This is a genomic window from Nonomuraea sp. NPDC005650 (genome assembly GCF_040605375.1).
GTDB lineage: Bacteria > Actinomycetota > Actinomycetes > Streptosporangiales > Streptosporangiaceae > Nonomuraea.
Map to the genome: position 1 here is coordinate 1 of NZ_JBEXCR010000030.1, position 26,307 is coordinate 26,307.

The window sequence follows — 26,307 nt, forward strand, 5'->3', positions numbered from 1 at the left end:
CTCGGCCAGCCGCCGCACCAGCGTGGACCAGGGGGCGCGGATCAGCAGCCCGGCCAGCGGCAGCACCAGGAACGCCAGCCCGACCAGCGCCGGCAGCACCAGCATCCACGGCAGCCGTCCGGAAGCCCGGCGACCCGGAAACGCCCGACCGGCGGACCCGCCCATCGGTGGCTCCTCAGAGGCTGCTGGTCACGCGCTCGTGACCGGGGATCTCGACGACGACGTTGGTGGACTTGATCACGGCGACCGCCACCACCCCCGCCTCCAGGCCGAGCTCGTCGGCGGCCTGTCGGCTCATCAGCGACACCACCCGGAACGGCCCGGCGGCTATCTCCACCTGGGCCATCACCGCGTCCTTGAGCACCTCGGTCACGATCCCGCGAAAGCGGTTACGCGCCGAGGAACGGCTGCCGCTCTCGCTCTCCTCGACCTGGGCACGGGCGAAGGCGGCCAGATCGGCGCCGTTCACCTGCCGATGGCCGTGCTCGTCCCGCTCGGCCGACAGCCGTCCAGCGTCCACCCAGCGGCGGACGGTGTCGGCGCTGACCCCGAGCAGCGCCGCGGCCTCGCTGATCCGAAACGTCGTCACAAGCCCTCACCATACCGTTCGCACTTTCCAGCCCGGATACCGATCTTTCCCGGAAACAGCGACAGCAGCTGCCGTTCCGCCATGGCATCGGGCAAACGCCGCCGCCGTCACCGCGCCCAATCAGGTCCGCGTCCAGCGCCGGGTCGAGCGGCACAGGTGATCGGTCGAGGTTCATGGAGATCATTCCGATTCGATGGAGGTCAGGGCCAGGCCGTGAAGCCCTCGTGCCGTACGGTCCAGCTCCCGTCGCGGGGGAAGCCCGGGCAGTCGGCGTCCGCGCCCTCCCAGCCCGCGACCATGAGCGAGACGGCGGCGAGGAGGGCGCCGTTGGCGGGCAGGTAGACGGGCAGGATGCCGCCGATCTGCGGGCTGTGGCCGGTGGGCAGGCAGGCGTTCTTGGGGGTGTCCATGAGGAGGGCGTCCACGGCCAGGTCGGGGCGGCCGAGGCGGGTGGCGGTCATGGCCATGACGGGGAAGTCCCAGCCCCAGGCGGAGTTCCAGTCCCAGTGGTCGCGGACGTCGAGGAGGGTGGCCTCCATGGTGGCGGGGTCGATGAGCGGAGTCCGCGGGACGACGCCGAGGGCGCACAGCATCGAGGGGTGGTCGTCGCGGCGCAGATAGGGCTCGGTGGCGATGGCGGAGTAGGTGCCCCGGCGCTGGTGGGGCCGGGCCAGGTTGTCCTGGATGTGCTGCCAGTGCTCCTGCCGCTTGAGGCCGAGGCGTTCGCGCCAGCGCTGGGCGATCTCCAGGCCCCACCACCAGTAGGCGAGCTCGAAGGTGGGGTCCTCGGTGGTTCTGGCGTCGTAGAACTCCTGGGCGGGCACGAGCGGGGCGGGCAGGTGGTGGACGCCGTCGCGTTCCTCGACGAAGGAGGCCATGAACGCCGCCGTCTCCTCGACCAGGCCGGCGAAGCGGCGTACCAGGTCCTCCGGCTCTTCGCGGGTGCGGTGGAGCAGTTCGAGGAGGTAGAGGAGGTGGGGCTGCTGCCAGATGAGCAGGGAGCCGATGTCGGACGGGCTCTCGCGGCCGTCCGGCCCGACCTGCTTGGGCCAGCGGGCCCCCTCGTAGCGCTGGCGGCGCGCGGTCCCGCGGGCGGCGCCGAGGATCGACAGGTACCAGCCGAGACTGCGTTCCAGCAGCTCGGGGCGGCCCCAGGCGGCGAAGTGGGCGGCGTGCCAGAAGTGCATCTCCAGGTGGAACTTGCCGTGCCAGGAGTTGGTGATCAGGCCGGTCTCCTGGGGCGGCATGGTGCCGGAGCAGTTGACGGCGGTCAGGTATTGGGACAGGACGATGCGGCGTTCCAGCTCGGGCGCGCGCGGGTCGGTGCTGCCGGAGAGGTCGACGGCGGCGCCGGAGGTCCAGAAGTGACGCCACCAGGCGGTGGCGGCGCCTTCGATCGTCAGGAACTCTCCGCGCCCGAGCACGCCGGCCTCGCCCGGGACGAAGGTGGCCACGACCTCCAGCGTGGTGGCCGAGGTGGTCAGCTCGAAGGTGTGCGGCTCCGCGGTGGCGGCGAGGTCGCCCTCCGACCAGTCCAGGCGCGTCACGTAGGCGGTGTCGTCCAGCACGCGATCGAGGCGGCAGGCCTGCTCGCCGAGGGACTGCGACGTCGTGGTGTGCCTGTCCGGGGCGGTCCAGTCGGAGGTCTGGAAGAAGCCGTCACTGGCGTAGGGGAAACGGACGGCGACGGCGGCCCGGCCGGTCGCCAGCAGGTCCGACTCGACGCGGAAGGCGACGCGGGCGTGGTGCGGGTCGGCCACGGTGGTGACGCGGACCTCGTGCCCGGCATACGTGAAGACGCTGGTGAGCGTCCCCGTCCACAGGTCGAGGCGCTGGTGCGGGCCAGCGAGCACGGCGGGGTCGGTCTCTCCCGGCGCGCCTGCCTCAGGCCGGAGGACGAGCCCGATGCGGCCGAGGTCCAGCCGGTGTGGATTCACGTGAAGCCAGGCCCCGGCACGATACTCCGCCGCGGCCTCCCCGCCCATCATCGCGGCCAGGTCGAACTTGTCGGGATATTCGACAGGGCCGCGCGAGCTCTCGTACGTGGACATCGCGTCGGCCAGTGCGTGGCCGTCCGGGTTGGGCATCGAGTGCCAGCCCCAGGTGGACATGGTCGCGGTGTTCACGGCGAGCCGTCCCTCGGCGCGGGCGGCGGCCTGGTCGTGGAAGGCGGTGAAGGTCTGCATGCCGGTGAGGTCGGCGGTGTAGGCGAAGTCGCCGTTCCCCACGGTGAGCACCGTCGCCGGGTCGGCCCGGGTGATCTCGACGGTGTGGCGGCGGACCACGGACCTGCGGTCGATCATGCGTTCCGCTCCTGGACCTCGATGATGATCTCGACCCCGGTGGGCCCCGACGCGAGCAGCCGGATCTTGCCGGGGCCGGTGGGGCGGACGACGGCCAGGGCCCGTCCCTCGTAGGTGTGGCGCTCGGTCGCGTCGAAGCGTTCCCCGGTGGACGGGTCGGCGCTGCCGAGGCCGATCAGCACGCCCGCGCCGGAGACCTCGACCCGTACCGGCTGGTCGGCCGAGGTGTGGAGGGTCCCGTCCGCGTCGGTCAGGGTGAGGGTGACGTACGCGAGGTCGCCGCCGGTCGCGGTGACGACGGGCCGGTCGGCCTGAGCGCGCAGCAGCACCGGGCCGGACGCCGACCGCAGCGTGGCGCGGCCGGTTTCGATGCTGTCGCGGTAGGCGACGGCGAGCAGTTCGCCCGGCTCGTACGCCGTCTCGAACGAGGTCCTGAAGCGGTCCACCGGGCGGCGTCCGAGGGAACGGCCGTTGAGGAGGAGCTCGATCTCGTCGGCGTCGCCGTAGACCTCGACGATGATCGGCGCGCCTTCGTGTCCGGGCCAGGTCCAGCTCGACAGGGTGTCGCTCCACGCCCACGGGCCGCCGACGGAGGGCTTGCCATGATGCTGTGGCCGCTGTACGGCCAGGTAGGGCTGGGTGCGCAGGCCGAAGACGATCTCCCGGTAGTAGGAGGCGGGGCGGCGGTGGCCGGTGATGTCGATGTCCCCGCAGCCCGCCAGCAGGTACGGGTACGGCGCGGTGAACACGGGCCGCTCGCCGTACTGGGGGCGGCCGATGCCGGCCTCGCCCAGGTAGTCCCAGCCGGTCCAGGTGAAGTCGCCGATCACCGTGCTGTACTGCTCGACCAGGGCCCAGTTGCGGTCGATGCGGGTGGGGAAGGTCTCGGTGCCCAGGATGATCCGATCCGGGAACTTCTCGTGGTCCAGGGCATAGCGGCTGTCGGAGTAGTTCATCCCGGCGACGTCGAGCACGCCGTAGGACTCGGCGGTGCGCTCGGTCACCAGGTCGGAGGCGGCGATCGCGTTCATCGCGTCCCCGGCGTCGGCCATGAGGGTGTTGATGCCCGCGCCTTCGGCCTGCTCCCTGAAGCGGGCCAGGTCGGACATGACGGCCAGCATGTTGTTGATCGCGTTGGTGACGTAACGGGTGCCGTCCAGGGCGCGTACCTTCTCGGCCAGCCTGCGTCCCCAGGCGGCACCGGAAGGCGTGCCGGTCTCGGGGATCTCGTTGCCGATCGAGTACATGACGACGCTGGGGTGGTTGTAGTCCTTGGCGACCATGGCCTCGACGTCGCGCTCCCACCACTCGGGAAAGCTCAGGCTGTAGTCGAACGGGCTCTTGGCGGAGGTCCACATGTCGAACGTCTCGTCCACCACGAGCATGCCGAGCCGGTCGCAGGCGTCCAGCATGGCCTTGCTCATCGGGTGGTGGGACATGCGGATCGCGTTGAAGCCCCCCTCCTTGAGGATCTGCACGCGGCGTTCCTCGGCGCGGGCGAAGGTGGCCGCGCCGAGCACGCCGTTGTCGTGGTGGACGCAGGCACCGCGCAGCTTGACGCTCTCGCCGTTGATCCTCAGCCCGTGCTCGGGGTCGAGCCGCAGCGAGCGGATGCCGAACGTGACCCGCTCGGCGTCTTCGAAGTCGACGTCGGTCAGCGTCACGCCGCAGCCGTACAGGGCGGGTGTGCCGGGACTCCACAGGGCGGGGTCGCGCACGTAGAGCCGCTGACGGGCAATCGCGGGCTCGCCGGGCAGCACGGTGACCCGCGACGTGCCGCCCGCCACGACGGCACCGGCCGGGTCGCGGAGCTCGGTGACGAGTTCGACCGTGCGGATCGCGAGCGAGTCGTTGACGACCGTCGTGGCCACCTCGACCACCGCGCGTTCGGCGTCGATGTCCGGGGTGGTGACGCGGACGCCGTCGGGCGCGATCCGGACCGGGTCGCCGACCAGCAGCCAGGTGTCGCGGTAGATGCCGGCGCCGCTGTACCAGCGGGAGTCCTGGTGGGCGCGGGCCTCGACGCGGATCTCGTTGTCCTGCCCGAACCGCAGGAACCGGTCGGCGTCGACGCGGAAGAGCGAGTAACCGTAAGGTCGCCGGCCTGCGTAGTCGCCGTTGACGAACACGCTCGCGTCGCGGTACACGCCCTCGAACTCGACGACGATCCGCCTGCCCCGGTGCTCCTCGGGGACGAAGAACGTCTTGCGGTACTCGTACACCCCGCCGGGGAAGTACGCGCCCGCCCCCTCGCCTGCCGCGGTCCGCTCCTGCCCGATCATCGCGTCGTGCGGCAGCGTCACCTCCTCGTACGGCACCGTCTGACCGGCCAGCTCGGCGAAGGGGTTCACCTTCGGCCGTACCTGCCAGTTGTCGTTGAAGGACGTGCGGATCACGCGTGCTCCTCGCATGGTGAGTGGGCCGATCAGCGGACGGTCTTGATGCGCAGCAGCACGACCAGGCCGCCGGCCACGGTGAGCGCGGCCGCGATGGCGTACAGCAACGTGTAGTTCTTCTGCCCGCCGCTCGCGCCGATCGCCAGGAAGAGCGGGGCGAGGAGGGGCGCGATGCCCTGGGCGAGGGTGGTGGAGAAGTTGTAGATGCCGGTGTAGCGGCCGGCTTCGGTCTCGCGCTCGGGCAGTACGTCCAGGGCCAGCGCCTGGTCGACGGCGCTGAACACGCCGATGCCCAGGTTGCCGAGGATCGCGCCCGCCATGATCACCGGCACGCTGGGCGACAACGCCATGACGACGGCTCCTGTCGCGAAGATGCCGCTGCCGACCAGCACGAACACCCGCCGGCGGCGAAGCCTGTCGGACAGGAATCCGCCGCCGATCGCGCCGAGCATCGCGGCGACGATGCCGCCGCCGCCCAGCACGGCGACCGTCCCCGCGACCTCCTCCACGCTCACCCCGAGCCGGGAGGCCAGGAAGAACGCGGTGAAGGTGGAGCTGAAGGTGAGCCCGGACATGAACAGGAACTTGCCGAGCCAGTTCCAGGCGAAGTCGGGGTTCCTGCGCGGGTCGAAGACGTACGTACGGGCCAGCGCCGAAGCGGTCACCGGCGGGACGGCGGCCTGCTGCCGGCTGTCCGGCTCGCGGACGAAGCAGACGAACAGCGCCATGGCCACCACGCCGGCCGCGCCCGGCACCATGAACAGCAGGAGGGTGTTCCCCGCGAGCCCGCCCGCCAGCAGGGTGCCGGCGACGGGCGCGAGCTGCGAGACCATCCCGCCCAGCCCGGAGACCTTGCCGCGCTGGGACTCCGGCAACCGGTCGGCCTGCGAGGCGATGAGCAGCGCCAGGATCGTGTTCCAGCTCATCTGCGCCAGGATCCAGCCGAGACCGAGCACGAGCACGCTCGACGCCTGAGCCATGATCAGCAGCGCGACGACGCCGACCGCCGTCAGGCCGACGAAGAACGGGCGGCGGCGGCCGAACCGGCTGCGGGTGCGGTCGCTCAACATCCCGACCAGCGGCGCGGTCAGCACGGAGGCGATGCTGCCCGCGCCGGTGACGTACCCGAGGTATTCCTCGTTGCCCGGGGCCAGCTGCGAGATCCTGATCGCCAGCGAGATGGCGATCGGGGTGACGAAGGCCATGTACACGCCGAAGACGGCGAAGACCAGCAGCCCGATGTAGGAGGCGCCCACCTCGGGTTTCTCAGGGGCTGGTGCGGTGGACTGCCGATCGGCGGGAGTGAATGCCATGGGGCCTCGCAAACGTCGCTTACGCGCGTTACCAACGCGCGTAACCACGTTAACAGCAAGCATCGCCGAGACGGCAAGACGTGCACCTGTAACGAGTCCGCAACAAGCGACCCGACGAGTCGCCCGCTCGGCTTGCCCGGGGGCGAAGGCGGGCGGGATGATCAGCTATGAAACTGGGTGTCCTTGCAGGCTTCCTTGAGAATGGAACAGCGGTGCCCTGGACGATCAGCCTGATCCTGGCATGCGCGCTCGGCGTCTTCGGCCTGGTCGCGTTGAGCACGAGCCTGATGCACCGACGGTGGGCGCGCCATAGGGGCGGCATTCAGCGAGGACGGCAACTCGCCCTCGCGGCTGTCCTGATGTCGGGCTTTCTGATCGTCTTGTCCGGGACGAACCTGGTACCTCTTCCACCCCTGCTCAGCCTGGCGCTGTTCGTACCTGCTCTGGCTTGCCTCGCGGGTTACGGCTGGCTCATGGTGCGAACCGTTCGCGGCCAGTGGAAATAGCCGGCGGGCGAAGAGGGGAAGGGGAAAGCTTCCTTTCCCTTCTTAACGTATAGCGCACCGGGGGGCTTGCGGCAAGACCCGGGTGATGCCGCAGAATCGTCGGCCGAGGCCGGAACCTGCGGAAATGGGGGGCGCTGAATGCGCGTGTTGTTGTCGACGTACGGGTCGCGCGGGGACGTCGAGCCGATGGTAGCGCTCGCGGTGCGGTTGCGGGAGCTCGGCGCGGAGGTGCGGATGTGCGCGCCGCCGGACGAGGAGTTCGCCGAGCTGCTGGCCGGTGTCGGCGTGCCTCTGATGCCGGTCGGCTCGCGTAACGGTCGCAGAGCGACCCCAGATCGGAGCTGACGACGTGAACCCGCTGACCACCAGCGCGTTTGACCTTCCCGACCACCTGTCCCCCAAGGCCGACCCGGCGCTGGTCGCCGGCGACGAGCAGCACTTCGCGGCCATCGCGGAGAGCCTCGACCGGTCGATCGCCGAGCTGTCCGAGCGGCTCGACGCCGAGCGCAAGGCGCCCGGCGGCAAAGGCCGGCAGGCGCTGGACCGGGACCTGGAGATCCACCGGCTGACCGCTCGCCTGCGCGCGCTGCGCCGCTTCGGGCTGGACCTGTGCCTCGGACGCATGGTCGGCGCGGACGACCCCGAGCCCGTGTACGTCGGACGACTCGGCCTCACGGACAGCGCGGGCCGCCGGTTGCTGATCGACTGGCGTTCCCCCGCGGCCGAGCCGTTCTTCGGCGCGACCCACGCCAATCCGATGGGGCTGGCCAGCCGCCGCAGGTATCGCTGGACCCGCGCCCGGGTCAGCGACTACTGGGATGAGGTGTTCACGCCGGACGGGTTCGAAGGGCACGCCGCGCTCGACGACCAGTCCGCCTTCATCGCCAGCCTGGGCGGCAACCGGTCGGGGCGGATGCGGGACGTGCTCGGCACCATCCAGGCCGACCAGGACGCCATCATCCGGGCGGGGTCCGGCGGCGCTCTGGTCGTCGACGGCGGTCCGGGCACGGGCAAGACCGTCGTCGCCCTGCACCGCTCCGCGTACCTCCTCTATTCCGACCCTCGCCTGGGTCACAACCGGGGCGGCGTGCTGTTCGTCGGCCCGCACCAGCCGTACCTGGCCTACGTCGCCGACGTCCTGCCCAGCCTCGGCGAGGAGGGCGTGCAGACCTGCACCCTGCGGGACCTCGTCACCGAGGGAGCCGCGGCGGCGATCGAGCCCGACCCGGACGTGGCCCGCCTGAAGTCGTCCGCGAACCTCGTGAAGGCGATCGAGCCGGCCGTCAGGTTCTACGAGAACCCGCCTGCCAAGGGGATGACGGTCACGACCCCCTGGTCCGACATCTGGCTGGGCCTCGAGGACTGGGCCGAGGCGTTCGAGGCGCCGGAGCCCGGCACCCCGCACAACGAGGCACGCGACCGGATCTGGGAGGAACTGCTCACGATCCTGGCGGACAAGCATGACAACGAGGACATCTCGCCTGACCTGCTGCGCAGGTCACTGCTGCGGAACAGGGAGCTGCTCACCGCCTTCAACCGCGCGTGGCCGCTGATCGAGGCGGCCGACCTCGTCGGCGACCTGTGGTCCGTACCCGCCTACCTGCGGATGTGCGCCCCCTGGCTCAGCCCCGACGAGGTCAAGCGGTTGCAGCGGGCGGACGCCCAGGCCTGGACGGTGTCCGACCTGCCGCTCCTGGACGCGGCACGGCAGCGGCTCGGCGACCCGGAGGAGGCGCGGCGCAAGCGGCGGCATGCCGCCTCCGTCGCCGCCGAACGCGAGCGCATGTCCAGGGTCGTCGACGACCTGCTCGAGGCCGACGACGACGGTGAAGGCGCCATCACGATGCTGCGCGGGCAGGACCTGCGGGACGCCCTGGTCGACGAGACCGCGCTGGACGGCGCCCCCGACCTGCTCGCCGGGCCGTTCGCGCACATCGTCGTGGACGAGGCGCAGGAGCTGACCGACGCGGAGTGGCAGATGTTGCTGCTGCGCTGCCCGTCCAGGAGCTTCACCGTCGTCGGGGACCGCGCCCAGGCCAGGCACGGGTTCACGGAGTCGTGGCAGGAACGGCTCGAACGGATCGGGCTCGACCGGATCAACCTGGCCTCCCTGAGCATCAACTACCGGACGCCGGAGGAGGTCATGGCGGAAGCCGAGCCGGTCATCCGGGCCGCCCTCCCGGACGCCAACGTGCCGACCTCCATCCGCGGCAGCGGCATCCCCGTCGTGCACGGATCCGTTTCGGAGCTGGGCCCGATCCTCGACGCCTGGCTCGCCGAGCACACCGAGGGGATCGCCTGCGTCATCGGCGACCCCGCGTTCCGGTCGACGTCCCGCGTCCGGTCGCTGACCCCGGAGCTGTCGAAGGGGCTCGAGTTCGACCTGGTGGTCCTCATCGATCCGGAGGCGTTCGGCGAGGGCATCGAGGGAGCGGTCGACCGGTATGTCGCGATGACCCGGGCGACGCAGCGACTCGTCGTCCTCACAAGCTCCTGACGTCGGTCGCGGCGGGCCGCAGCAGCTCGCGAAGCCGGGTGGTGTCGATGAGGTGGGCCCGGGACGGGAACACCTTGTCGACCAGCACCCGGTGCGTCTCCGGGTCGGGGTCGGCGACGCCGTCGGTCAGCACGAAGACGCGGTAGTCGCGGTCGGCGACGTCGACGAGCGTGGACAGCACGACGCCGCTGGTGCTGATCCCGGCGAGCACCAGGGTGTCGATGCCGCGCTCGCTCAGCTGCCGGTGGAGATCGGTGGTGGAGACCCCGCCGAACCGGATCTTGCGTACGACGATGTCGCCGTCCTCCGGCGTGATCCGCTCGTCGATCCGGGTGGCGGGGTCCTCGTGGTGCAGCATCTTCGCCGCGGCGACGGCGCTGAAGACCTTGTTGGTGTCAGGGACCGCGGTCCAGTCGTCCTCGGTGAAGGCGACGCGTACGTATCCGACGGTGCCGCCGGCGGCGCGGACGTATCCGACGGTGCCGTCGGCGATGGCGCCCTTGACCCGCTCGACGAGCGCGTCGGCGTCGGGGGCCCGAGAGACGATCCCGTTCTGGAAGTCCATCGCCAGCAGGGCGGTTCGCTCGGGGGTGATCGCGGGGAGGGCGATGGTGGTTCTCAGCTGCCGCTGTCGCTCAGGTCCGACGCCGCGAGACGTTCCAGCAGCTCGATGGCCTTCTCCATGTCCTCGCGCTCCTCGGGGGCGACGACCCGGTCGATGGCCCGGGACAGGAAGGCGGCGCGGCCCGCGAGCAGTCTGTCGATCAGCTCGGTCGCGGCGGGATCGGCGCTCATCAGCTTCCTGCGGCCGTCCTGCGGGTCGGGCTCGCCGTGGACCAGCCCGGCAGCCTTGAGCACCGCCAGGCTCTGCGCGATGGACTGCGGGCTGACGTGCTCCAGCGAGGCGAGCCGGGCCGCGGTGACCGGGCCCTCGCGCACCACGCTCGCCAGCACGGCGATCTGCGTGACGGTCAGGCCGGTCGAATGCTGCCCCGATTCGACGCGCAGGCGGGCGCGAAGCCGCTTGATCGCATCGTTGAGGCGCTGCGCGGTCGCGTCTGCGTTCATGGCTCCAGCCTAGATTTCAACAAGCAACTTTGCCAAGTTACTTGTTGAGTTGCGTACGCTGTGCGCGTCAGCGTACAGTGTTCCTCGAAGCGCGATCGTTGCGGCGAAGGAAGTAGGAGCCATGTCGAAGTTCACCAGCTGGGATATGCCGGGCACCTGGAGCCGGTGGGAAGAGCGCGAGCGGCCCGGCCTGTCGCGGGCGGGGCTGGACCGGATGCGGCGGGTGCTGGCCGCGCACGTCGAGTCGGGCGCCGTACCCGGCCTGGTCGCGCTGGTCGGCCGGGGCGACGAGACGCACGTCGAGACCATGGGGACGCTGCACGCGGGCGGCGCCGAGCCGATGCGGCGCGACACCCTCTTCCGCATGGCGTCGCTGACCAAGCCGATCATCGCCGCCGGGGTGATGGTCCTGGTCGAGGAGTGCCGGCTGCGACTGGACGACCCGGTCGACGAATGGCTGCCCGAGCTGGCCGACCGGCAGGTCCTCAGGAGCATCGACGCCCCGGTGGACGACACCGTCCCCGCCGACCGGCCGATCACCGTACGCGACCTGCTGACCTTCACCTTCGGCTTCGGCGTCATCCTGGCGGCGCCGGACACCTACCCCATCCAGACCGCCATCCGCGAGCTCGGCCTGGACACCACCGCACCCGACTTCGGACCGGACGAGTGGATCCGCCGGCTCGGCACGCTGCCGCTCATGCACCAGCCTGGCGAGCTGTGGCAGTACCACGTCGGCTCCGACGTGCTCGGCGTCCTCATCGCCCGGGTCAGCGGGCAGCCGCTGGAGGAGTTCCTGCGCGAGCGGCTGTTCGCCCCGCTCGGCATGAAGGACACCGGCTTCCACGTGGCCGCCGACCGGATCCACCGCCTGCCCACCAGCTACGCCCACGACCCCGGCGACGGGCGGCTCGTCGTCTGGGACGAGGCCGCCGGCGGCAAGTACAGCAGGCCGCCGATCTTCCCGGCCGGCGGCGACGGACTGGTCTCGACCGTCGACGACTATCACGCCTTCTACCGCATGCTCCTGAACAGGGGCACCCACGGCGGCACGCGCCTCCTGTCACGGGCCTCGGTCGAGCTGATGACGACGGACCACCTGACGCCGGGGCAGAAGGCCGAGAAGGACGCCTTCGGCGACCACTTCGGCCGGCACGGCGGGTACGGCTTCGGCATGGCGGTCCGCACCCGCCGCCGCGACCTGGCCTCCCCGGGCCAGTTCGGCTGGGACGGCGGCCTGGGCACCACCGGGTACGCCGACCCGGCCGAGGACCTGGTCGGCATCCTGCTGACGCAGAGCGCGATGGACTCCGTCCACACGCCCCGCCTGCACAAGGACTTCTGGACCACCGCCTACCAGGCGATCGCCTGATCCCCCGGGACGACCACCGGGCCCACCGATGTGCCATGATAACGAAAATGGTTTTCGTTTTGGCAATGAGAGGCCCCGTGTCCAACCAGCCCCTGCCGCGCAGGTTCATTTCCGATCGGGGCGAGATCCGCGATCGTCAGAGGAGTCCTGCCCCGGCAACGGACACCTGGACACGAGCCTTCGGATCGGAGATGGGGATGCGGAAACGAGCCGCGATCATGCTGGCGACGCTCTTGGGAATGCTCCTCGCGGGGTGCGGCGGCCAGGAACCGCCGGGCAGGAACGACCGTCAGCTGACCCTGGCCGCCCCGCGCGACCTCGTCGCCGGTCCCGCGGATCCGTACTACACGCACCAGACGTTACGGGTGTGGGAGCCGCTGGTGACCGTGGACGACCAGCTGCGGCCCGTTCCCGCGCTGGCCACCGGCTGGGACAGCGCGGACCGGGGGCGGCGCTGGACGTTCACGCTGCGCGCCGGCGTACGGTTCAGCGACGGGACGCCGCTGACCGCCGAGTCGGTGGTCGCCAACATCAGGCGGTTCCTGCGGATCGCGCCCCGCCAGTCGGCGTTCTTCAGCCTGGACGCCGGCATGGAGGCCGCCTACGGCAGGCTCGGCGAGGTCCGGGCCGAGGGCGGCAAGGTGACGTTCGTCCTGGAGCGGCCGGTGGCCGATCTGCCGAGCAGGCTGGCGGGCTTCTACAGCATGATCCAGTCGCCCAAGGCGTTCACGCCCTCGGGCGACTTCGCCGGCAAGCCGGTGGGGACGGGGCCGTACACGCTGGTGAACTGGGTCAAGGGACAGCGGGCCGAGCTCGCCGCCAACCCGCACTACTACGGCGCCGCCCCCGCCTACCAGAAGATCGTGGTCAGGGTGATCCCGGACGCCAACGCGCGGGTCGCGGCGTTGCGCGCCGGCGAGGTGGACGGGCTGATCGACAAGGGCGCGCTGCTGCCGGGGCAGGTCGCGGCGGTCGCCGACGGTTTCCGGGTCGTCCGCGGCCCCTCCGTGCTGACGCACTATCTGACCTTCAACGCCTCGCGGAAGCCGTTCTCCGATCCCCGCCTGCGCGAAGCGGCCGACCTGGCGATCGATCGGCAGGCCATCGCCGGCAAACTCCTCGCCGGCACGGCCACGGCGGGCGCCGGGTTCCTGTCACCGGTCTTCGGCGACCTCGCCGAACCGGGATCAACCGTGCGATACGACCCGGGCAAGGCTCGTGAGCTGGTCACCGCCGCAGGAGCGCCTGCCGAGCCGGTGAACATCCTGATCTCCTCGGCCGAGACCGGACAGTTCCCCTACACCGATATCGCCGAGGTGCTGCGCGCGGCATTGGAGCAGGCGGGCCTGCCCGCGAAGGTGACCGTGGCCGAGGCCACCAAGTCCGTGATGGAGGCCGGGGACTACGACCTCTTCCTCAGCGCCTACAGCGTGCCCAACGGCGACGCCGACTACCTGTTCCGCCGGTTCCTGCGCTCCGACGCCTCCTGGAACGTCGAGCGCCGGCTCGGCTACCGCAACCCCGAGTTCGACGACCTGATCGACCAGGCCGCCGCGCAGACCGACCCGGCCCGGCGGCGTGACCTCTACCACCGGGTCCAGCGGCTGCTCGCCGCCGACCGCCCGATGATCCCGCTCGCGTACCAGGACAATCCCATCGTGACGACGAGTAAGGTCGGCGGGGTGGCGCAGAGCGTGGCGTACGTGGTCGACCTCGGCAAGCTGGCCCCCCTGAGGTGACGGCCACGGTCCTGCGGCGCGCCGCCGAGCTCCTGCTCGTGCTGCTGGGCCTGTCGGTGCTGGTCTTCCTGCTCACCTCGCTGGCGCCGGGCGATCCGGCCGAGGAGATCCTGCGGCGCGGCGGCATCCAGCCGACCGCGCACAGTGTGGCGGTGCTCCGCGCCGAACTCGGTCTCGACCAGCCGCTGTTCACCCGGTATCTGCGGTGGCTGCTCGCCGTGCTGTGTGGCGACTTCGGACATTCCTACAGCGACCGCTCCCCCGTCGCCGCCGAGATCTTCTCGCGGGTTCCGGCGACACTGCGGCTGGCGGGAGCGGCGGCGGTGGTCGCGGTCGTACTCGCCGTGCTCGCCTCTGTCAGGGCCGCCTTCAGGCCGGGGGCGCTCGACAGCCGCGCCGTCGCGCTCGTGACGGTGGCGGTCGCCGGCGTCCCGCCCTACATCGTGGGGATCCTGCTGATCAGCGTCGTCGCGGTCGGCCTGCGCGCGCTGCCGACGGGCGGCGCGGACAGCCCCGGCTCCGTGGTGCTCCCCGCCCTCGCCCTCGGCCTGGCGGGCGCCGCGACGCTGCTGCGGCTGCTCCGGGCCGACCTGGCCCAGGCCTTACGGCTGCCGTTCGTCAAGCTCGCCGCCGCCAAGGGGCTGCGCCCCCGGCGCGCGATCATGGTGCACGCGCTTCGGGTGGCCGCGCCGAACGCCGTCACGGCAGCCGGCACGGTGCTCGCGGAGCTGCTGGCCGGGGCGGTGGTGGTGGAGACCCTGTTCTCCTGGCCGGGTGTGGGGCAGCTCGCGGTGACGGCGATCAGGCAGCGGGACCTGCCCGTCGTGCAGGCGTACGTGCTGGTCACCGCGGTCACGACCGTGCTGGTCCTGGCCCTGGTCGAGCTCTGCCTGGCGGCCGCCGACCCGCGGGTGCGCCGCCGATGACCGGCCGCGCCGGCACCGCGCTCCTCGCCCTGGTCGTACTGTTCTGCCTGCTCGCTCCAATGTTGTCCGGGTACGACCCGTACCGGCCTGACCTGGAGCGCGCTCTCCTGCCGGCGAGCACGGAGCACTGGCTCGGCACCGACCAGCTCGGCCGCGACCTCCTGACCAGGACCGCCGCGGCCGGGCGCATCTCCCTGCTGTTCGCGCTGGCCATCACGACGATCACCACGATCCTCGGCACGCTGTTCGGGACTGCGGCGGGGCTCGCCGGCGGCCTGCCTGACCGGCTGCTGCGGCCGGCCGCCACCACGGCGCTCGCCCTGCCCGGTCTCACGCTGGCGCTCGCGCTGGCCGGCGTGCTGCCGCCCGGGTACGTCACCGTCCTGGCCGCCCTCGTACCGCTCGGCTGGGTCAACTGCGGTCTGGTCGCGCACACGGCGACCCGGCGGGTGGCCTCCTCCGACTACGTCCTGGCCGCGCGGGCCATCGGCGCCACCCCGTTCTACCTGCTCCGGCGTACCGTCGGGCCGCACATCGCCGGGCCCGTCCTGACCGTCGCCACCGCGGACTTCGCCAGGACGCTGATCGCCGTCACCTCGCTGAGCTTCCTCGGCATCGGGCTGCCGCCGCCGGAGACCGACTGGGGCGGCATGGTGAGCGAGGCCACGCCGCTGCTGGTCGCCGCGCCACGCCTGGCGATCGTGCCCGCCCTCGCCCTCGCCGTCACCGGGCTGGCCGTCGCGCTCGTGGCGGACGCCCGCCGTTGAGGAGCCTTCCCCGGAGAACGCTCCTCGGGCGCGAGCCGCGTACTCACCGTGCGGCGATCGCCTCGATCTCCAAGGGTGAGCAGGTCGGTGATGGTCACGCCCGGTGCCGGCGCGCCGTCGTCCGCGGCGCGCCGTTGCGGCGAGGACCGCGTTCTCACGCGCGGAACGTCCGGCGGTAGGCGTCCGGTGGGACGCCGATCGTGCGGTGGAAGTGGCGGCGCAGGGTCGTCGCCGTGCCCATGCCCGCGGCCGACGCGATCGTGTCGACGCTGTCGTCCGTGGTCTCCAGCAGCTCCTGCGCGCGGCGGATCCGCTGCGTCAGCAGCCACTGCAGCGGGGTGGTGCCGGTGACCGAGCGGAAGTGGCGGGCCAGGTGGCGCGAGCTCATGTTCGCCTGGCGAGCCAGGTCCTCCACGGTGAGCGGCTGGTCCAGCCGCCGCATCACCCAGGCGAGCAGCTCGGCCAGCGGATGGCCGTCCTGGGCGGGCACCGGCGTGGCGACGAACTGGGCCTGGCCGCCGGCCCGGTGCGGCGGCACGACCAGGCGGCGGGCGACCACGTTGGCGACCGCCGAGCCGTGGTCGCGGCGTACGAGATGCAGGCACAGGTCCATCGCCGCCGCCTTGCCCGCGGACGTGAGCACGCTGCCGTTGTCGACGTAGAGCACGTCCGGGTCGACGTTCACCCGGGGATAGCGCGCGGCCAGTTCCTCGGTGTGGGCCCAGTGCGTGGTCGCGCGCAGCCCGTCCAGCAGGCCGGCGGCGGCGAGCACGAACACGCCCGTGCACAGGGAGACCACCCGCGCCCCCGACTCGTGGGCCGCGCGCACCGCCTCGACCAGGTCGGCCGGCGGGTCCACGTCCACGTCCGCCAGGGCGGGGACGATCACGGTGTCGGAGCGCGCCAGCCGGTCGAGCCCGCAGTCCGGCTCCAGCAGGAACCGGCCGACCCGGACGGCTTGCGTGCCGCACACCCTGACGTCGTACCAGGGGCCCGGCAGGGCGGCCGGGGCGGAGCCGAACACCTCGTAGGCCAGGGCCAGCTCGAAGTGCAGCATCCCGTCGGTGGCGGCGACCGCGACGGAGCGCGGGAAAGGGCTCATGTCGGGAATTGTACGGTTCATGTCGTTTCGGACACTGGCACCGATGGGCCGGCGAGGACAGGATTTCCGCAGTGAAGCACTTCGAGCACGTGGGAGCAGGCATGGGGTCGGGTCGGAACGTGGCGGTGTTCGGCGCTTACGGGCACACCGGGCGGTTCGTGGTCGCGGAGTTGCGTGAGCGCGGATACGTTCCGCTGCTCCTCGGCCGCGATCAGGACAAGCTGCTGGCGCTGGCGCAGGCCCAGCCGGGGCTTGAGACGCGGCAGGCGTCGGTCGACGATCCGGCCTCGCTCGACCGCGCGCTGGACGGCGCGGCCGCCGTGGTCAACTGCGCCGGCCCCTTCGCCACGACCGCCGCCCCGCTGGTCGAGGCGGCGCTGCGCGCCGGCATCCCGTACGTCGACGTGGCCGCCGAGATCGAGGCCAACGTCGACACGTTCACGAACTTCGCGGAGCGCGCCCGCGCCGCGGGCACCGTGGTCGTCCCGGCGATGGCCTTCTACGGCGGCCTCGGCGACCTGCTGGTCACCACCGCGATGGGCGACTGGACGGCGGCGGACGAGGCACACATCGCCTACGGCCTGAGCAGTTGGCACCCCACCGCCGGAACGCTCGCTTCTGGCACGGTCTCGGGGCAGCGACGGGGCGGCCGTCGTGTCCGTTATGCCGGCGGCCGGCTGGAGTACCACGACGACGCCCTGCCGACCCTGGAGTGGCCCTTCCCGGCTCCGCTCGGCCCCCAGAGTGTCATCGGGGAGTTCACCATGGCCGACGTCGTCACCGTTCCCAGCCATCTGGCCGTCCCGGAGGTACGCACGTATATGACCGCCAAGGCCGCCGCGGACCTGTTCGCTCCTGACGCCTCGGCGCCGGCCGCCGTCGACGAGCTCGGCCGCTCCGCGCAGACCTTCGTCGTCGACGTCCTGGTCCGCTCGGGCGGCGCGGAACGCCGCGTGGCCGCCGCAGGTCAGGACATCTACGCCATCAGCGCGCCACTCGCGGTGGAGGCCGTCGACCGCATCCTCACCGGCCGGACCAGGACCACCGGCGTCGCCTCCGCAGGCGCGGTCTTCGACGCCCCGGACTTCCTCCGCGCCCTGTCCGCGCACCTCTCGCTGGACGTCCCGCTCGACACCCGCGGCTGACCGGCGACCCGTACGGCCTTCCGAGCGCGCTGCGGCGGTTCAGAGTACGGCGTGATCAGGGGCGGTCGCACGCCGTCGGGGTGGAGGGGATCAGGAGCCGCGGGGGTCGGGGAAGCCGATCCAGCGCAGCAGGATCATCCGGGCGTCGGCGGGTGCGTGGTCGCGGTCGGTGCCGAAGCGGTGCACCAGCTTGAGGTACTCCTCGTGGAACTCCTTGAGCTGCTCCTTGGTCATGAAAGTGCTGGAGCGGGAGCCCTGCTGCCAGTCGCCGGCCTCGTCCCGGTTGTGGGCGAAGGCGGACTGGTCGTCCCGGTGTTCTGGCCCATGGCCTTGGCCAGCGTGGTAGAGAGCGGCGGATTCCAGGCGGAGGTGACCGTACGCAACAGCGATCACGCCGTAGCGACCTGCGGCGCTGACCGAGATGCGGGTCCGGCCGAGCCCCTCGGCAAGATCAGCCGCCCCCAGGGGCTTCCGTGGCGGATCGGGGAGGGTGCTGATGGTGGCCTGTGGCGAACTCCGCGACCAGCTCGAAGCGGCCGCCCAACTGTGAGCCGGCGGTGAGCCGGCCGCCGGTGCGTTCGGCCAGGCCGGTCAGTCCCGATCCGCCGGGGCCCGGTTGCGGAGCTGAGGGGGAGGGTTCGGCGGCTCCGTCGTTGACGACGCTCAGCCTGACCGTCTGGCCTGCCTGGGTGATGGTGACGGCGCAGGTTCGGGCAGTGCTGTGTCGTACGACGTTGGTGACCGCCTCGCGCAGGACCGCGGCCATCGCCGTGTCCACCTCGGGTGGCAGCGGGCCGGTCTCGACGGTGGCGGCCACCCGGATCCCGGCGGCCTCCAGAACGGTGTGCGCCGCGGCCAGTTCCTGGTCGAGGCGCAGCCCCACGGTCGCGTGGGCCACCGACTCCAGTTCGGCCAGTGCCCGCTCGACCAGTTCGGGCAGCGCGGCCAGCTCGGCACGGGCGCGTACCGGGTCGACGTCCAGCAACCGATCGCACAGCTCACCCTTGAGCGCCACCGCCGACAGGCTGAAGGACAGCAGGTCGTGCAGATCGCGGGCGATCCGGGTGCGCTCCTGGATCAGGGCTTCGCGGGTCAGGTCCCGCTGGGCCTGGTGCAGCAGGACCACCAGATTCGACAGCCGGATCAGACCGTAGGAGCCCCAGGTGAGGATGGTTATGGATACGAGGTTCGCCGCCATCCCGGCCAGGTTGGGCACCGGAGGGGGGTAGAAGAAGAGCAAGACGTACAGCGCCACCGCCACACCGGTGATGACCAGGGAGCGTGGCGGGCGCATGCGGGTGAGCACCAGCCCGAGGAAGAAGGGCCACAGACTGGTGATGAAGACGAGCTCCCAGAGCAGGTAGCCGAACGGTATGACGGGGACACCCAACAGCAGCCCGAGCAGGATCAGCTGCTTGCGTGACGGCTTCATCAGCAGCTGGACCGCTCCGGCCGCGCACATCAGCGGCACCGTCAGGAGCAGCGTCCACGGCCGGTGGTAGGCCGCGACGGAGGTGATCGCGTTGAGCGAGGCCTGGCAGACGAGCACCGCGGCCAGCGTGAGGCGCGCCACCTTCGGCGACTCGATCGGCGCGGGCAGCGGGGGTGAGACGCGGTAGCCGGCGGCCGTCGCGCGGATGTCGGCCAGCGCCTGCCGGGCGGCGCCGACGGCCGCGCCGAGCCGGTCACGGGCGATCTCCGGTTCGGCGTCGACGGCCTGCGCGAGCCGCTCCGAGACCGTCCGCAGGTGCACCCCGACGACCGCGCCCAGTTCTCCGCCGAGTCGTCGCCGTTCGCGCAGCAACTCCAGCCGCGCCAGATCCCCGCGCGCCGCGTCCAGCCTGGCCGCCATCACCGCCAAGGCGTACAGGCCGAAGACGATCAGGCCGTTGGTCGCGGTCTTCAGCGTTCTCATGAGCGCTGTCAGCACGTCGTCCCCGGCCCACCATCCGGCCACACCCGTAGCCACCAGGATGAGCCCGAACAGCGGCCAGGCCGCCCTCCCCCGGAAGGAGCACAGCACCGCGACCGCCAGTGGCCAGGGCAGCCACTCCCACTGCATGCCCGCGACGGCGAACGGCACCGCGTACAGCACCACCAGGGCGGCCAGCAGGCCGTCGCGGACCAGGCGGCGACGCGGCCCGACCAGCAGGGCCGCCAGCGGCGGGTACGGCGCCATCGTGACGAGCACGACCGGCCACGCCAGCCCTCGATCCAACGCCGCCGTCAGCCGGAAGACCATGATCAGGCCGAGCGCGGTCCACATCATCGCCCGCACCAACCACAGCTGCGAATCCCCGGTCTCGTCCAGTCCGTCCACCGGATCGTTCTTCACCGCCCCGGCGGCCGAGATCCCCAGCACTCGTTTCCTCCATGCCGCCTGACATCGCAGATTGTCGGCATGAAGGGACATTAGTGGGGCCGATGACCCGGTACCACCTGCTTTGGGCCACACCCGGTTCCTGGCCCGCTCGGCGCGGCCAGGCTCGGTGGTACTGCTCGGCGCGGCTCCGCGGAAAGGCCCGGTGGTACTGTTCGGCGTGATCAGGATTCTGCTCGCCGAGGACGTGGCGCTGCTGCGTTCGGCGCTGGTGGGACTGCTGTCCTTGGAGGACGATCTCCAGGTGGTCACGGAGCTCGCCTCGGGCGCGCTCATCGTGCCGACCGCGCTGGAAGTCCAGCCCGATGTGGCGGTGCTCGACATCGACCTGCCGGACGTGGACGGCCTGACCGCCGCCGCCCGGCTCCACGAGCGGCTGCCCAGGTGCCGGGTGCTGATCCTGACCGGACTGAATCAGCCGGGCCAGCTTCGCCGGGCGCTCGCCGCGCAGGTGGCGGGGTTCCTGCCCAAGGACGTACAGCACGCCGAGTTGGCCGGCGCGATCAGGACCGTCGCATCGGGCGGCCGGGTGCTGGACCCCGCGCTCACCGCCGCGGCGCTGGAGGCACCGGCAAGCCCCTTGTCACACCGGGAGACCATGGTGCTCCGCATGTCGGCCACGGGCGCCTCCCCCGGGGAGATCGCCGAAAATCTCTTCCTCACACCGGGGACCGTCCGCAACTACCTCACGTCCGCGGCGGCGAAACTCGACGCCAGGAACCGCGTCGACGCCATCAGGATCGCCACCGAGTCGGGCTGGATCTGAGCCTGTCCCTGTGAAAAATTCACCTCTCAACAGGTGACGAACACGCTATCTAGCGATATGTCGGATTTGGAAATCTTCTCTTCGGTCCTGGAGCGACCTCCAGGACGAGTACGCCGGCGCGAGCGTGGAGGAGATTTCGTGACATCGATAGAGAAGGTGGAGTTCAGCAGCGACGGTTACCGGCTGGCCGGTGACCTTCATCTGCCCAAGCCCGGGACCGCCCGCGGTGCGGTGGTGCTGACCGGCCCGTTCTCCGGGGTGAGGGACCAGGTCACCGGTTACTACGCGGAACGGTTCGCGCGGCGCGGATATGCGGCCCTGGCCTTCGACCACCGCAACTGGGGTGACAGCGAGGGCGAACCGCGTCAGCACGAGGACGCCTCCGCGAAGGTCTCGGACCTGCGCAACGCGGTCGGCTTCCTTGCCACCCGGCCCGAGGTCGACGCCGACAGGATCGCGCTGTGCGGGGTGTGCCTGGGCGGGATCTACTCGGTGCAGCTCGCCGCCTTCGACCCCCGGGTCAAGGCCGTCGCGCTGATCGCGGCCGCCTACAACAACCCCGTGCTGATCCGTGATCGGTTCGGCGCGGAGAACTTCGCGGCGCTGATGGCCACGTTCGCGCAGATCGCGCAGCGGCAGTCCGAGACCGGCGAGATCGCCTACTGGCCCGCCGTCAACCCCGAAGGCATGCCCGCGGGCAACCCGGGCCCGGAGCCGTTCGAGTATTACGGGACGGAGCGAGGGGCCCGCCCCGGTTGGGAGAACCGCTGCACCGCGCTCTCGGTGCTGCAGGAGCTGACGCTGGACGTCGACTCCTACCTGCCGCTGGTCTCCGCTCCGCTGCTGATCGTGCACGGCCGCGGCGACCAGGCCATTCCCGTGGCGGACGCGCAGGCCGCCTTCGCGGCGGCGCCCGAGCCCAAGGAACTCTTCCTGCTCGACACCGGCAACCACATCGAGCTGTACGACGACGACCGCTACGTACTGCCTGCCATCGATTGGACCGTTTCCTTCTTCGACAGGAGCATGTGATGCGTTACCGGCTGCTCGGCCGTACCGGGCTGCGGGTGTCCGAAGTGTTCCTGGGCACGATGACCTTCGGGCAGGAGTGGGGATGGGGCGCCTCCGTCGAGGAGTGCCGCAAGATGTTCACCGCCTATGCCGAAGCCGGCGGAAACGTGATCGACACCGCCAACCGGTACACCGAGGGCAGCAGCGAGCGGATCGTCGGGGAGCTGCTCGGCCCCGACCGCGACCGCTTCGTGCTGGCCACCAAGTACACCCTGACCATGGACGGCACCGATCCGAACGCCGGCGGCAACCACCGTAAGAACCTGGCCCGTTCGGTCGAGGCCAGCCTGCGGCGGCTGGGCACCGACTACATCGACCTGCTGTGGGTGCACATCTGGGATCCCAACACGCCCGTCGAGGAGACCATGCGGGCCCTCGACGATCTCGTACGGGCGGGCAAGGTCCTGTACGTCGGGATGTCCGACGCGCCTGCCTGGCTGATCTCCCGCGCGAACACCATCGCCGAGTTCCGCGGGTGGACGCCGTTCGCCGGTCTCCAGTTGCCCTACAGCCTCGTCAAGCGCGACATCGAGCGGGAACTGCTGCCCATGGCCGCGGCTCTGGAGCTGTCGGTGGCCGCGTGGTCGCCGCTGGCCGGAGGCGTCCTGTCGGGCAAGTTCACCCGTTCCGGCGCGGGCGGTCCCTCCCGGGTCGACCGTGCCACCGTCTCCGAACGCGATCTGGCCATCGCCCGCACGGTGGACGCCGTGGCCGACGAGCTCGGCGTTTCCTCGTCGCAAGTCGCCATCGCCTGGACGCGGGCGCACCGGCCCTGGATCCACCCGATCCTCGGTGCCCGCGATCTGGACCAGTTGACCGACAACCTCGCCGCGACCGACCTCACACTGCCCGAAGAGGCGGTGACCCGGCTGGAGGAGGCCGCCGCGATCGAACTGGGCTTCCCGATGGAGTTCATCCTGAACACGACGGCCGACTTCGTATACGGGCCCATCGGAAAGCAGCTCGACGGCCCCGTCCCCGCCCGGCCCGGCTCGCTCACTCGCTGACCGACCCCCGATGAAGAGGAGCCTCACATGAGGTCCGTTCGCCATGCCTTCCTGACCGCAGTCCGCCGGCTCGCAGCCGCCACCGCGGTCGGTGCTGTCCTGGTCGCCGCGCCCGCCACGGCCGCGTCCGCCGATGACTGCGACCAGGCCTGCCAGATCGACTGGGCCTGGACCGCCCAGCGGCAGAACGCCCTGCCTCGCACCGCCTTCTACGATGCCCCCGACCCGCTGCCGTGGGCGCCGAGCGGGACCCTGATCCGCGCGGAGACCACCTCCGACTATGTGGTGGAGAACAAACCGGTCAAGGCCGTCCGGGTGCTGTATCACTCCCGTACCTCGCGGGGCACGGACGTGGCGGTCTCCGGCGTCGTCCTGGTGCCGCAGGATCGCGCGCGCCCGGCGGGCGGCTGGAAGGTGGTCGTGGACGCGCACGGCGCCAGCGGCATCGCGGCCGGCTGTGCGCCGTCGCTGATGCGGAACCTGTACCACGGCGACCAGCTGCTCCGATTCCTGGAGCAGGGGTACGCGGTGGTCGCCCCGGACTACGCCGGCCTGGGCACGACCGGCCGTCCGGAGCTGGTGAACAAGACCGCCGAGGCGGAGGACATCGCCGGGGCGGTGCGATCCGCGCGCCAGGCGGTGCCGGGCCTGTCAGGCGACTGGGTGCTGTGGGGTCATTCCCAGGGCGGCGGGGCCGCACTCGGCTTCGCCGAACGCCAGCTGCTGCGCCCGGTGCCGGGTTACCGAGGCGCGGTCGTCACCTCGCCCGCCGCCGACCTGCCCGCGCTGGCCGCCCACGTCGCCACGACCGTCCCGTACGGCGGCTTCGCCCCGCTGCTGGCCCAGGGTGCCGCGTACAGCGACCCGAAGATCGACGTCGGACGCCTGCTGACCCCGGCCGCTCTGGCCCGCATGGACGCCGCCCGAAGCGGCTGCCTGGGCGTGGTCACCGCGATGTACGGAGATCTGACCGGACCGGCACTGATCCAGCCGGGTTACACCGACGACCCCCGCTTCACCCGATACCTGCGCGACAACAGCCTCGGCCGGCAGCGCGTCGCGGGCCCGGTGCTGTTCCTGCAGGGCGGCGCGGATACCGTCACCCCCGAATCGATCAACGCCAAGGTCGCCGCCGAACTCCGCAGCAGGGGCTCCGACGTCACCTACCGCGTCTACGACGGCCTGGAGCACGACACCTACGGTGCCGCGATCGGTATCGACGACGGCGCGATGGCCGACATCCTCGCCTGGGTGGAAACCCGCTTCGCCGCCCGCTGAGCCCTGCGGGTGCCGGTCCGCTCAAATCCGTGACGTAGGCACAAAGGGCTCGGTTATTGGATGGTCAGGCGGTATCCATGGTCGGCGGATCGGGGGCAGAGGAAGATGGTGAGAGCTCCATGGCGGCCGAGTTGGAGGGTCGTCGGCTCGAGAGCCTCTTCATATCCGGCCATCGACCATTCGAGGTGGCGGTCTTCCAGGGGCCGCCACCGGGACTCGCTGCCGCCGTCCCATTCGCTGCTGGCCAGTTTGAGGAGCGGCTCGGTCTCGGTCCCGCACACCTCGCAGGGCAGCTCGTACATGTCGCTCAGGTGCCACGACTCCCAGCCGCCGATCTTGAACCCCGGCGCGATGGACAACAGATATCCGTACGCGAAATGGGCGTCCTCCTCCCATGCGCTCAGGGCCGCCTGCACCTGCTCGGGAAGCTCTTCGGGATAGGGATATTCAACGACCCGTTCGGGGTGCAGCACGCAGGGGCGCGGCAGGTAGATCTCCTGGCTGAGCTCGGCCGCCGGAGTGTCGACATCTCCGTCAGGAGTGGCGTGGTCCCGCATGGGAGGTTCCGCGAGGACATCAGCGAGATCGTCGGTCCGGCGCCAGACCAGCAGCGGGATGGGCCCCCACCCGTCGTCCAACTGGTGCTCGTTGGGACACCACAGCAGCTGGAGCAGATCCGTGCCCTCGGGGAAGGGGATCTCGGGGAGGTCGCGAGCGTAGAACTGCGCGACACCGACCATGGGCACGGGGCACTCAGGAATGCGATCCTGCGTCGTCCCCCAGCCGTACTGGTCGAAAGGTGGGCCGGATACCAGCACCGTCCGGTCGCATGCCGGCCACGGCTCGGCGGACGGCCAGATCAGCGGTCCGCCGATATGGCTGTCATGCATGCTCGGCATGCCCGGCCGCGGATGAAGACGGACTGCTGTCCTTGCGTACGCGCTCAACTCAGGGAACAGCTGAGTGATGTCGAGCGGAGGAGTGGAGGTTGTACGAGCCACAAGCACGGAGCCTAGGGGGCGGCACCGACAACTTGACCTTCTCCAGCGGCTTGCGGCGGCGGGCCCGGCCGCGCGTCCGCGACTGTGCCTTCCTCGATCCTTCCGGCAATGTGCTGCGATTCACCCAGCCGCGGCAGGTGGCCCTGGCACTCGCATCGCAGCAGGCCAATTCCCTGCAGGGAATCGCGGTACCCCGCAGCGAGGCCGCACACTGCTGCGCATGAGCAACCCACTCGATATCAAGCAATGGGCCGACCGATACGTCGCCCAGTGGAACGAACCCGATCCGGCGGCCCGAGCCGCGCTCATCCGCGAAGTGTGGGCGTTTGACGGGGTCCAGGTGCTGGTCGACCCGCCGCAGGAGATCCGCGAGGCCGCCGCGGGGCTGGCGTTTCCGGTGCCACAGCTTGAAGTCCGGGGCCACGACGCCTTGAACGCCAGGGTGACCCGTGCTTACGAGATGTTCGTCGCGTCGGGCGAACACGCCTTTGAGCGCGCAGAAGAGGCCTCCCTCCTGCTGCCCAACGTGCTCGGCGTCCGGTGGTCGATGGTGTCCACCCGCACGGGACAGACCGTCGGCGGCGGCCTGGACATCCTCACCCTGGACGGCGATGGCCGGATCCGCACCGACCACCAGTTCATCGGAGTGAATTGATGCGCTTCACGAGGATCATCCGCGTGGAGGGCGGCGGATCGGCGTTCGAGGACGGCGAGATCGCCCTGGAACACCGGCAGGTGGCCGACGGAGTGCCGGCCATGGCCGTCGGTGGGCTGCCGTCGAGAGACGGCGTGCAGTTCCTGCGCAGTGCCGCGTTCGACAGCACCGCACACCCGGCGCCGCGTGAGCAGTGGGTCGTGATGTTGCGCGGGACGATCGAGGTGACGGTCAGCGACGGCAGCCGGCGTCGCTTCGGCCCCGGCGACCTGGTGCTCGCCGCCGACACCACAGGAACGGGGCACGTCACGACCGGCGTCGGCAACCCGCCGTTCGAGGCACTGTTCATCCCCGTCTGACCGCCGACGCGAACGCACCGCTGCGAGCGGGCGCGGCTTCGGGCCGGTGCCGGCGCTGTCGGCATGC

The 26,307-nt window shown here is 71.1% G+C and carries 24 protein-coding genes and 1 pseudogene; 14 read left to right on the forward strand and 11 right to left on the reverse strand.

Annotation, left to right across the window (positions count from 1 at the left end; all coding sequences use genetic code 11):
* The 5 genes and pseudogenes from ABZS69_RS41580 to ABZS69_RS41600 form a co-directional block, all read right to left on the reverse strand.
* A pseudogene (locus ABZS69_RS41580) lies at positions 1 to 165 on the reverse strand (molybdate ABC transporter permease subunit); the annotation flags it as partial.
* Positions 166 to 175: 10 nt separating this feature from the next.
* On the reverse strand, positions 176 to 589 hold the full coding sequence (locus ABZS69_RS41585) for a helix-turn-helix transcriptional regulator (RefSeq protein ID WP_355382069.1): 414 nt from the start codon (positions 587 to 589) through the stop codon (positions 176 to 178).
* 200 nt (positions 590 to 789) lie between these two features.
* Positions 790 to 2,892, reverse strand: coding sequence for a hypothetical protein (locus tag ABZS69_RS41590; protein WP_355382071.1), 2,103 nt, complete (start codon positions 2,890 to 2,892; stop codon positions 790 to 792).
* Complete coding sequence (locus ABZS69_RS41595; protein WP_355382073.1) at positions 2,889 to 5,288, reverse strand: glycoside hydrolase family 2 TIM barrel-domain containing protein; 2,400 nt, start codon at positions 5,286 to 5,288, stop codon at positions 2,889 to 2,891. Before ABZS69_RS41595 ends, ABZS69_RS41590 begins: the two co-directional genes overlap by 4 nt.
* Positions 5,289 to 5,317: 29 nt before the next feature.
* Entirely contained in the window at positions 5,318 to 6,601 is a 1,284-nt protein-coding gene (locus ABZS69_RS41600) for an MFS transporter (RefSeq protein WP_355382075.1), read from the reverse strand.
* Positions 6,602 to 6,813: 212 nt separating this feature from the next.
* Between ABZS69_RS41600 and ABZS69_RS41605 the strand changes: the two genes are divergently transcribed.
* The 3 genes from ABZS69_RS41605 to helR all read left to right on the forward strand — a co-directional run bounded on the left by ABZS69_RS41605 (position 6,814) and on the right by helR (position 9,604).
* Entirely contained in the window at positions 6,814 to 7,107 is a 294-nt protein-coding gene (locus tag ABZS69_RS41605; protein ID WP_355382077.1) for a hypothetical protein, read from the forward strand.
* Positions 7,108 to 7,245: 138 nt separating this feature from the next.
* Positions 7,246 to 7,452 carry a glycosyltransferase gene (locus ABZS69_RS41610; RefSeq protein ID WP_355382079.1) on the forward strand — a complete coding sequence of 69 codons (207 nt, stop codon included), beginning with the start codon at positions 7,246 to 7,248 and terminating at the stop codon, positions 7,450 to 7,452.
* A 4-nt stretch (positions 7,453 to 7,456) separates the two neighbouring features.
* Positions 7,457 to 9,604 carry an RNA polymerase recycling motor ATPase HelR gene (helR, locus tag ABZS69_RS41615; protein ID WP_355382081.1) on the forward strand — a complete coding sequence of 716 codons (2,148 nt, stop codon included), beginning with the start codon at positions 7,457 to 7,459 and terminating at the stop codon, positions 9,602 to 9,604.
* Here helR and ABZS69_RS41620 read toward each other — a convergent pair.
* A complete protein-coding gene (locus tag ABZS69_RS41620) occupies positions 9,591 to 10,226 on the reverse strand; it encodes a cysteine hydrolase (RefSeq protein WP_355382494.1) in 636 nt (211 codons plus the stop codon). The two genes, helR and ABZS69_RS41620, sit on opposite strands and share 14 nt — an antisense overlap.
* Positions 10,223 to 10,672 (reverse strand): MarR family transcriptional regulator, encoded by a 450-nt coding sequence (locus tag ABZS69_RS41625; RefSeq protein WP_355382082.1) that lies wholly within the window; start codon positions 10,670 to 10,672, stop codon positions 10,223 to 10,225. The genes ABZS69_RS41620 and ABZS69_RS41625 overlap by 4 nt, the downstream gene beginning before the upstream one ends.
* Before the next feature lie 121 nt (positions 10,673 to 10,793).
* Between ABZS69_RS41625 and ABZS69_RS41630 the strand changes: the two genes are divergently transcribed.
* The 4 genes from ABZS69_RS41630 (at position 10,794) to ABZS69_RS41645 (ending at position 15,476) form a co-directional block, all read left to right on the forward strand.
* A complete protein-coding gene (locus ABZS69_RS41630; protein ID WP_355382084.1) occupies positions 10,794 to 12,044 on the forward strand; it encodes a serine hydrolase domain-containing protein in 1,251 nt (416 codons plus the stop codon).
* Between the two features lie 197 nt (positions 12,045 to 12,241).
* Complete coding sequence (locus tag ABZS69_RS41635) at positions 12,242 to 13,783, forward strand: ABC transporter substrate-binding protein (protein WP_355382086.1); 1,542 nt, start codon at positions 12,242 to 12,244, stop codon at positions 13,781 to 13,783.
* Positions 13,780 to 14,709: an ABC transporter permease gene (locus ABZS69_RS41640; protein WP_355382088.1), complete on the forward strand. Its 930-nt coding sequence runs from the start codon at positions 13,780 to 13,782 to the stop codon at positions 14,707 to 14,709. The genes ABZS69_RS41635 and ABZS69_RS41640 overlap by 4 nt, the downstream gene beginning before the upstream one ends.
* Entirely contained in the window at positions 14,706 to 15,476 is a 771-nt protein-coding gene (locus ABZS69_RS41645) for an ABC transporter permease (RefSeq protein WP_355382090.1), read from the forward strand. Before ABZS69_RS41640 ends, ABZS69_RS41645 begins: the two co-directional genes overlap by 4 nt.
* Positions 15,477 to 15,630: 154 nt before the next feature.
* Here ABZS69_RS41645 and ABZS69_RS41650 read toward each other — a convergent pair whose 3' ends face one another.
* On the reverse strand, positions 15,631 to 16,578 hold the full coding sequence (locus ABZS69_RS41650) for a helix-turn-helix domain-containing protein (protein WP_355382092.1): 948 nt from the start codon (positions 16,576 to 16,578) through the stop codon (positions 15,631 to 15,633).
* Between the two features lie 71 nt (positions 16,579 to 16,649).
* Between ABZS69_RS41650 and ABZS69_RS41655 the strand changes: the two genes are divergently transcribed.
* Positions 16,650 to 17,723 carry a saccharopine dehydrogenase NADP-binding domain-containing protein gene (locus tag ABZS69_RS41655; protein WP_355382094.1) on the forward strand — a complete coding sequence of 358 codons (1,074 nt, stop codon included), beginning with the start codon at positions 16,650 to 16,652 and terminating at the stop codon, positions 17,721 to 17,723.
* 90 nt (positions 17,724 to 17,813) lie between these two features.
* On the opposite strand, the gene ABZS69_RS41660 is transcribed toward ABZS69_RS41655, so the two are convergent.
* Both ABZS69_RS41660 and ABZS69_RS41665 read right to left on the reverse strand, forming a co-directional pair.
* The gene (locus ABZS69_RS41660; RefSeq protein ID WP_355382096.1) at positions 17,814 to 18,116 is read right to left on the reverse strand and encodes a hypothetical protein; all 303 of its coding nucleotides are present in this window, start codon (positions 18,114 to 18,116) and stop codon (positions 17,814 to 17,816) included.
* Between the two features lie 58 nt (positions 18,117 to 18,174).
* On the reverse strand, positions 18,175 to 20,085 hold the full coding sequence (locus tag ABZS69_RS41665) for a histidine kinase (RefSeq protein WP_355382098.1): 1,911 nt from the start codon (positions 20,083 to 20,085) through the stop codon (positions 18,175 to 18,177).
* 178 nt (positions 20,086 to 20,263) lie between these two features.
* On the opposite strand from ABZS69_RS41665, the gene ABZS69_RS41670 reads away from it, so the two are divergent.
* The 4 genes from ABZS69_RS41670 to ABZS69_RS41685 all read left to right on the forward strand — a co-directional run bounded on the left by ABZS69_RS41670 (position 20,264) and on the right by ABZS69_RS41685 (position 24,225).
* Positions 20,264 to 20,869, forward strand: a complete 606-nt coding sequence (locus ABZS69_RS41670) for a response regulator transcription factor (protein ID WP_355382101.1) — start codon at positions 20,264 to 20,266, stop codon at positions 20,867 to 20,869.
* A 138-nt stretch (positions 20,870 to 21,007) separates the two neighbouring features.
* Positions 21,008 to 21,901 (forward strand): alpha/beta hydrolase, encoded by an 894-nt coding sequence (locus ABZS69_RS41675; RefSeq protein ID WP_355382104.1) that lies wholly within the window; start codon positions 21,008 to 21,010, stop codon positions 21,899 to 21,901.
* Entirely contained in the window at positions 21,901 to 22,947 is a 1,047-nt protein-coding gene (locus ABZS69_RS41680; protein ID WP_355382107.1) for an aldo/keto reductase, read from the forward strand. The genes ABZS69_RS41675 and ABZS69_RS41680 overlap by 1 nt, the downstream gene beginning before the upstream one ends.
* Before the next feature lie 27 nt (positions 22,948 to 22,974).
* Complete coding sequence (locus ABZS69_RS41685) at positions 22,975 to 24,225, forward strand: alpha/beta fold hydrolase (protein ID WP_355382110.1); 1,251 nt, start codon at positions 22,975 to 22,977, stop codon at positions 24,223 to 24,225.
* A gap of 53 nt (positions 24,226 to 24,278) precedes the next feature.
* Here ABZS69_RS41685 and ABZS69_RS41690 read toward each other — a convergent pair whose 3' ends face one another.
* Positions 24,279 to 25,115, reverse strand: a complete 837-nt coding sequence (locus ABZS69_RS41690; RefSeq protein ID WP_355382113.1) for a hypothetical protein — start codon at positions 25,113 to 25,115, stop codon at positions 24,279 to 24,281.
* A gap of 331 nt (positions 25,116 to 25,446) precedes the next feature.
* Between ABZS69_RS41690 and ABZS69_RS41695 the strand changes: the two genes are divergently transcribed.
* Together ABZS69_RS41695 and ABZS69_RS41700 are read left to right on the forward strand one after the other, a co-directional pair.
* The gene (locus tag ABZS69_RS41695) at positions 25,447 to 25,881 is read left to right on the forward strand and encodes a hypothetical protein (RefSeq protein ID WP_355382116.1); all 435 of its coding nucleotides are present in this window, start codon (positions 25,447 to 25,449) and stop codon (positions 25,879 to 25,881) included.
* Positions 25,881 to 26,240, forward strand: coding sequence for a hypothetical protein (locus tag ABZS69_RS41700; protein ID WP_355382119.1), 360 nt, complete (start codon positions 25,881 to 25,883; stop codon positions 26,238 to 26,240). Before ABZS69_RS41695 ends, ABZS69_RS41700 begins: the two co-directional genes overlap by 1 nt.
* Positions 26,241 to 26,307 lie beyond the last annotated feature (67 nt).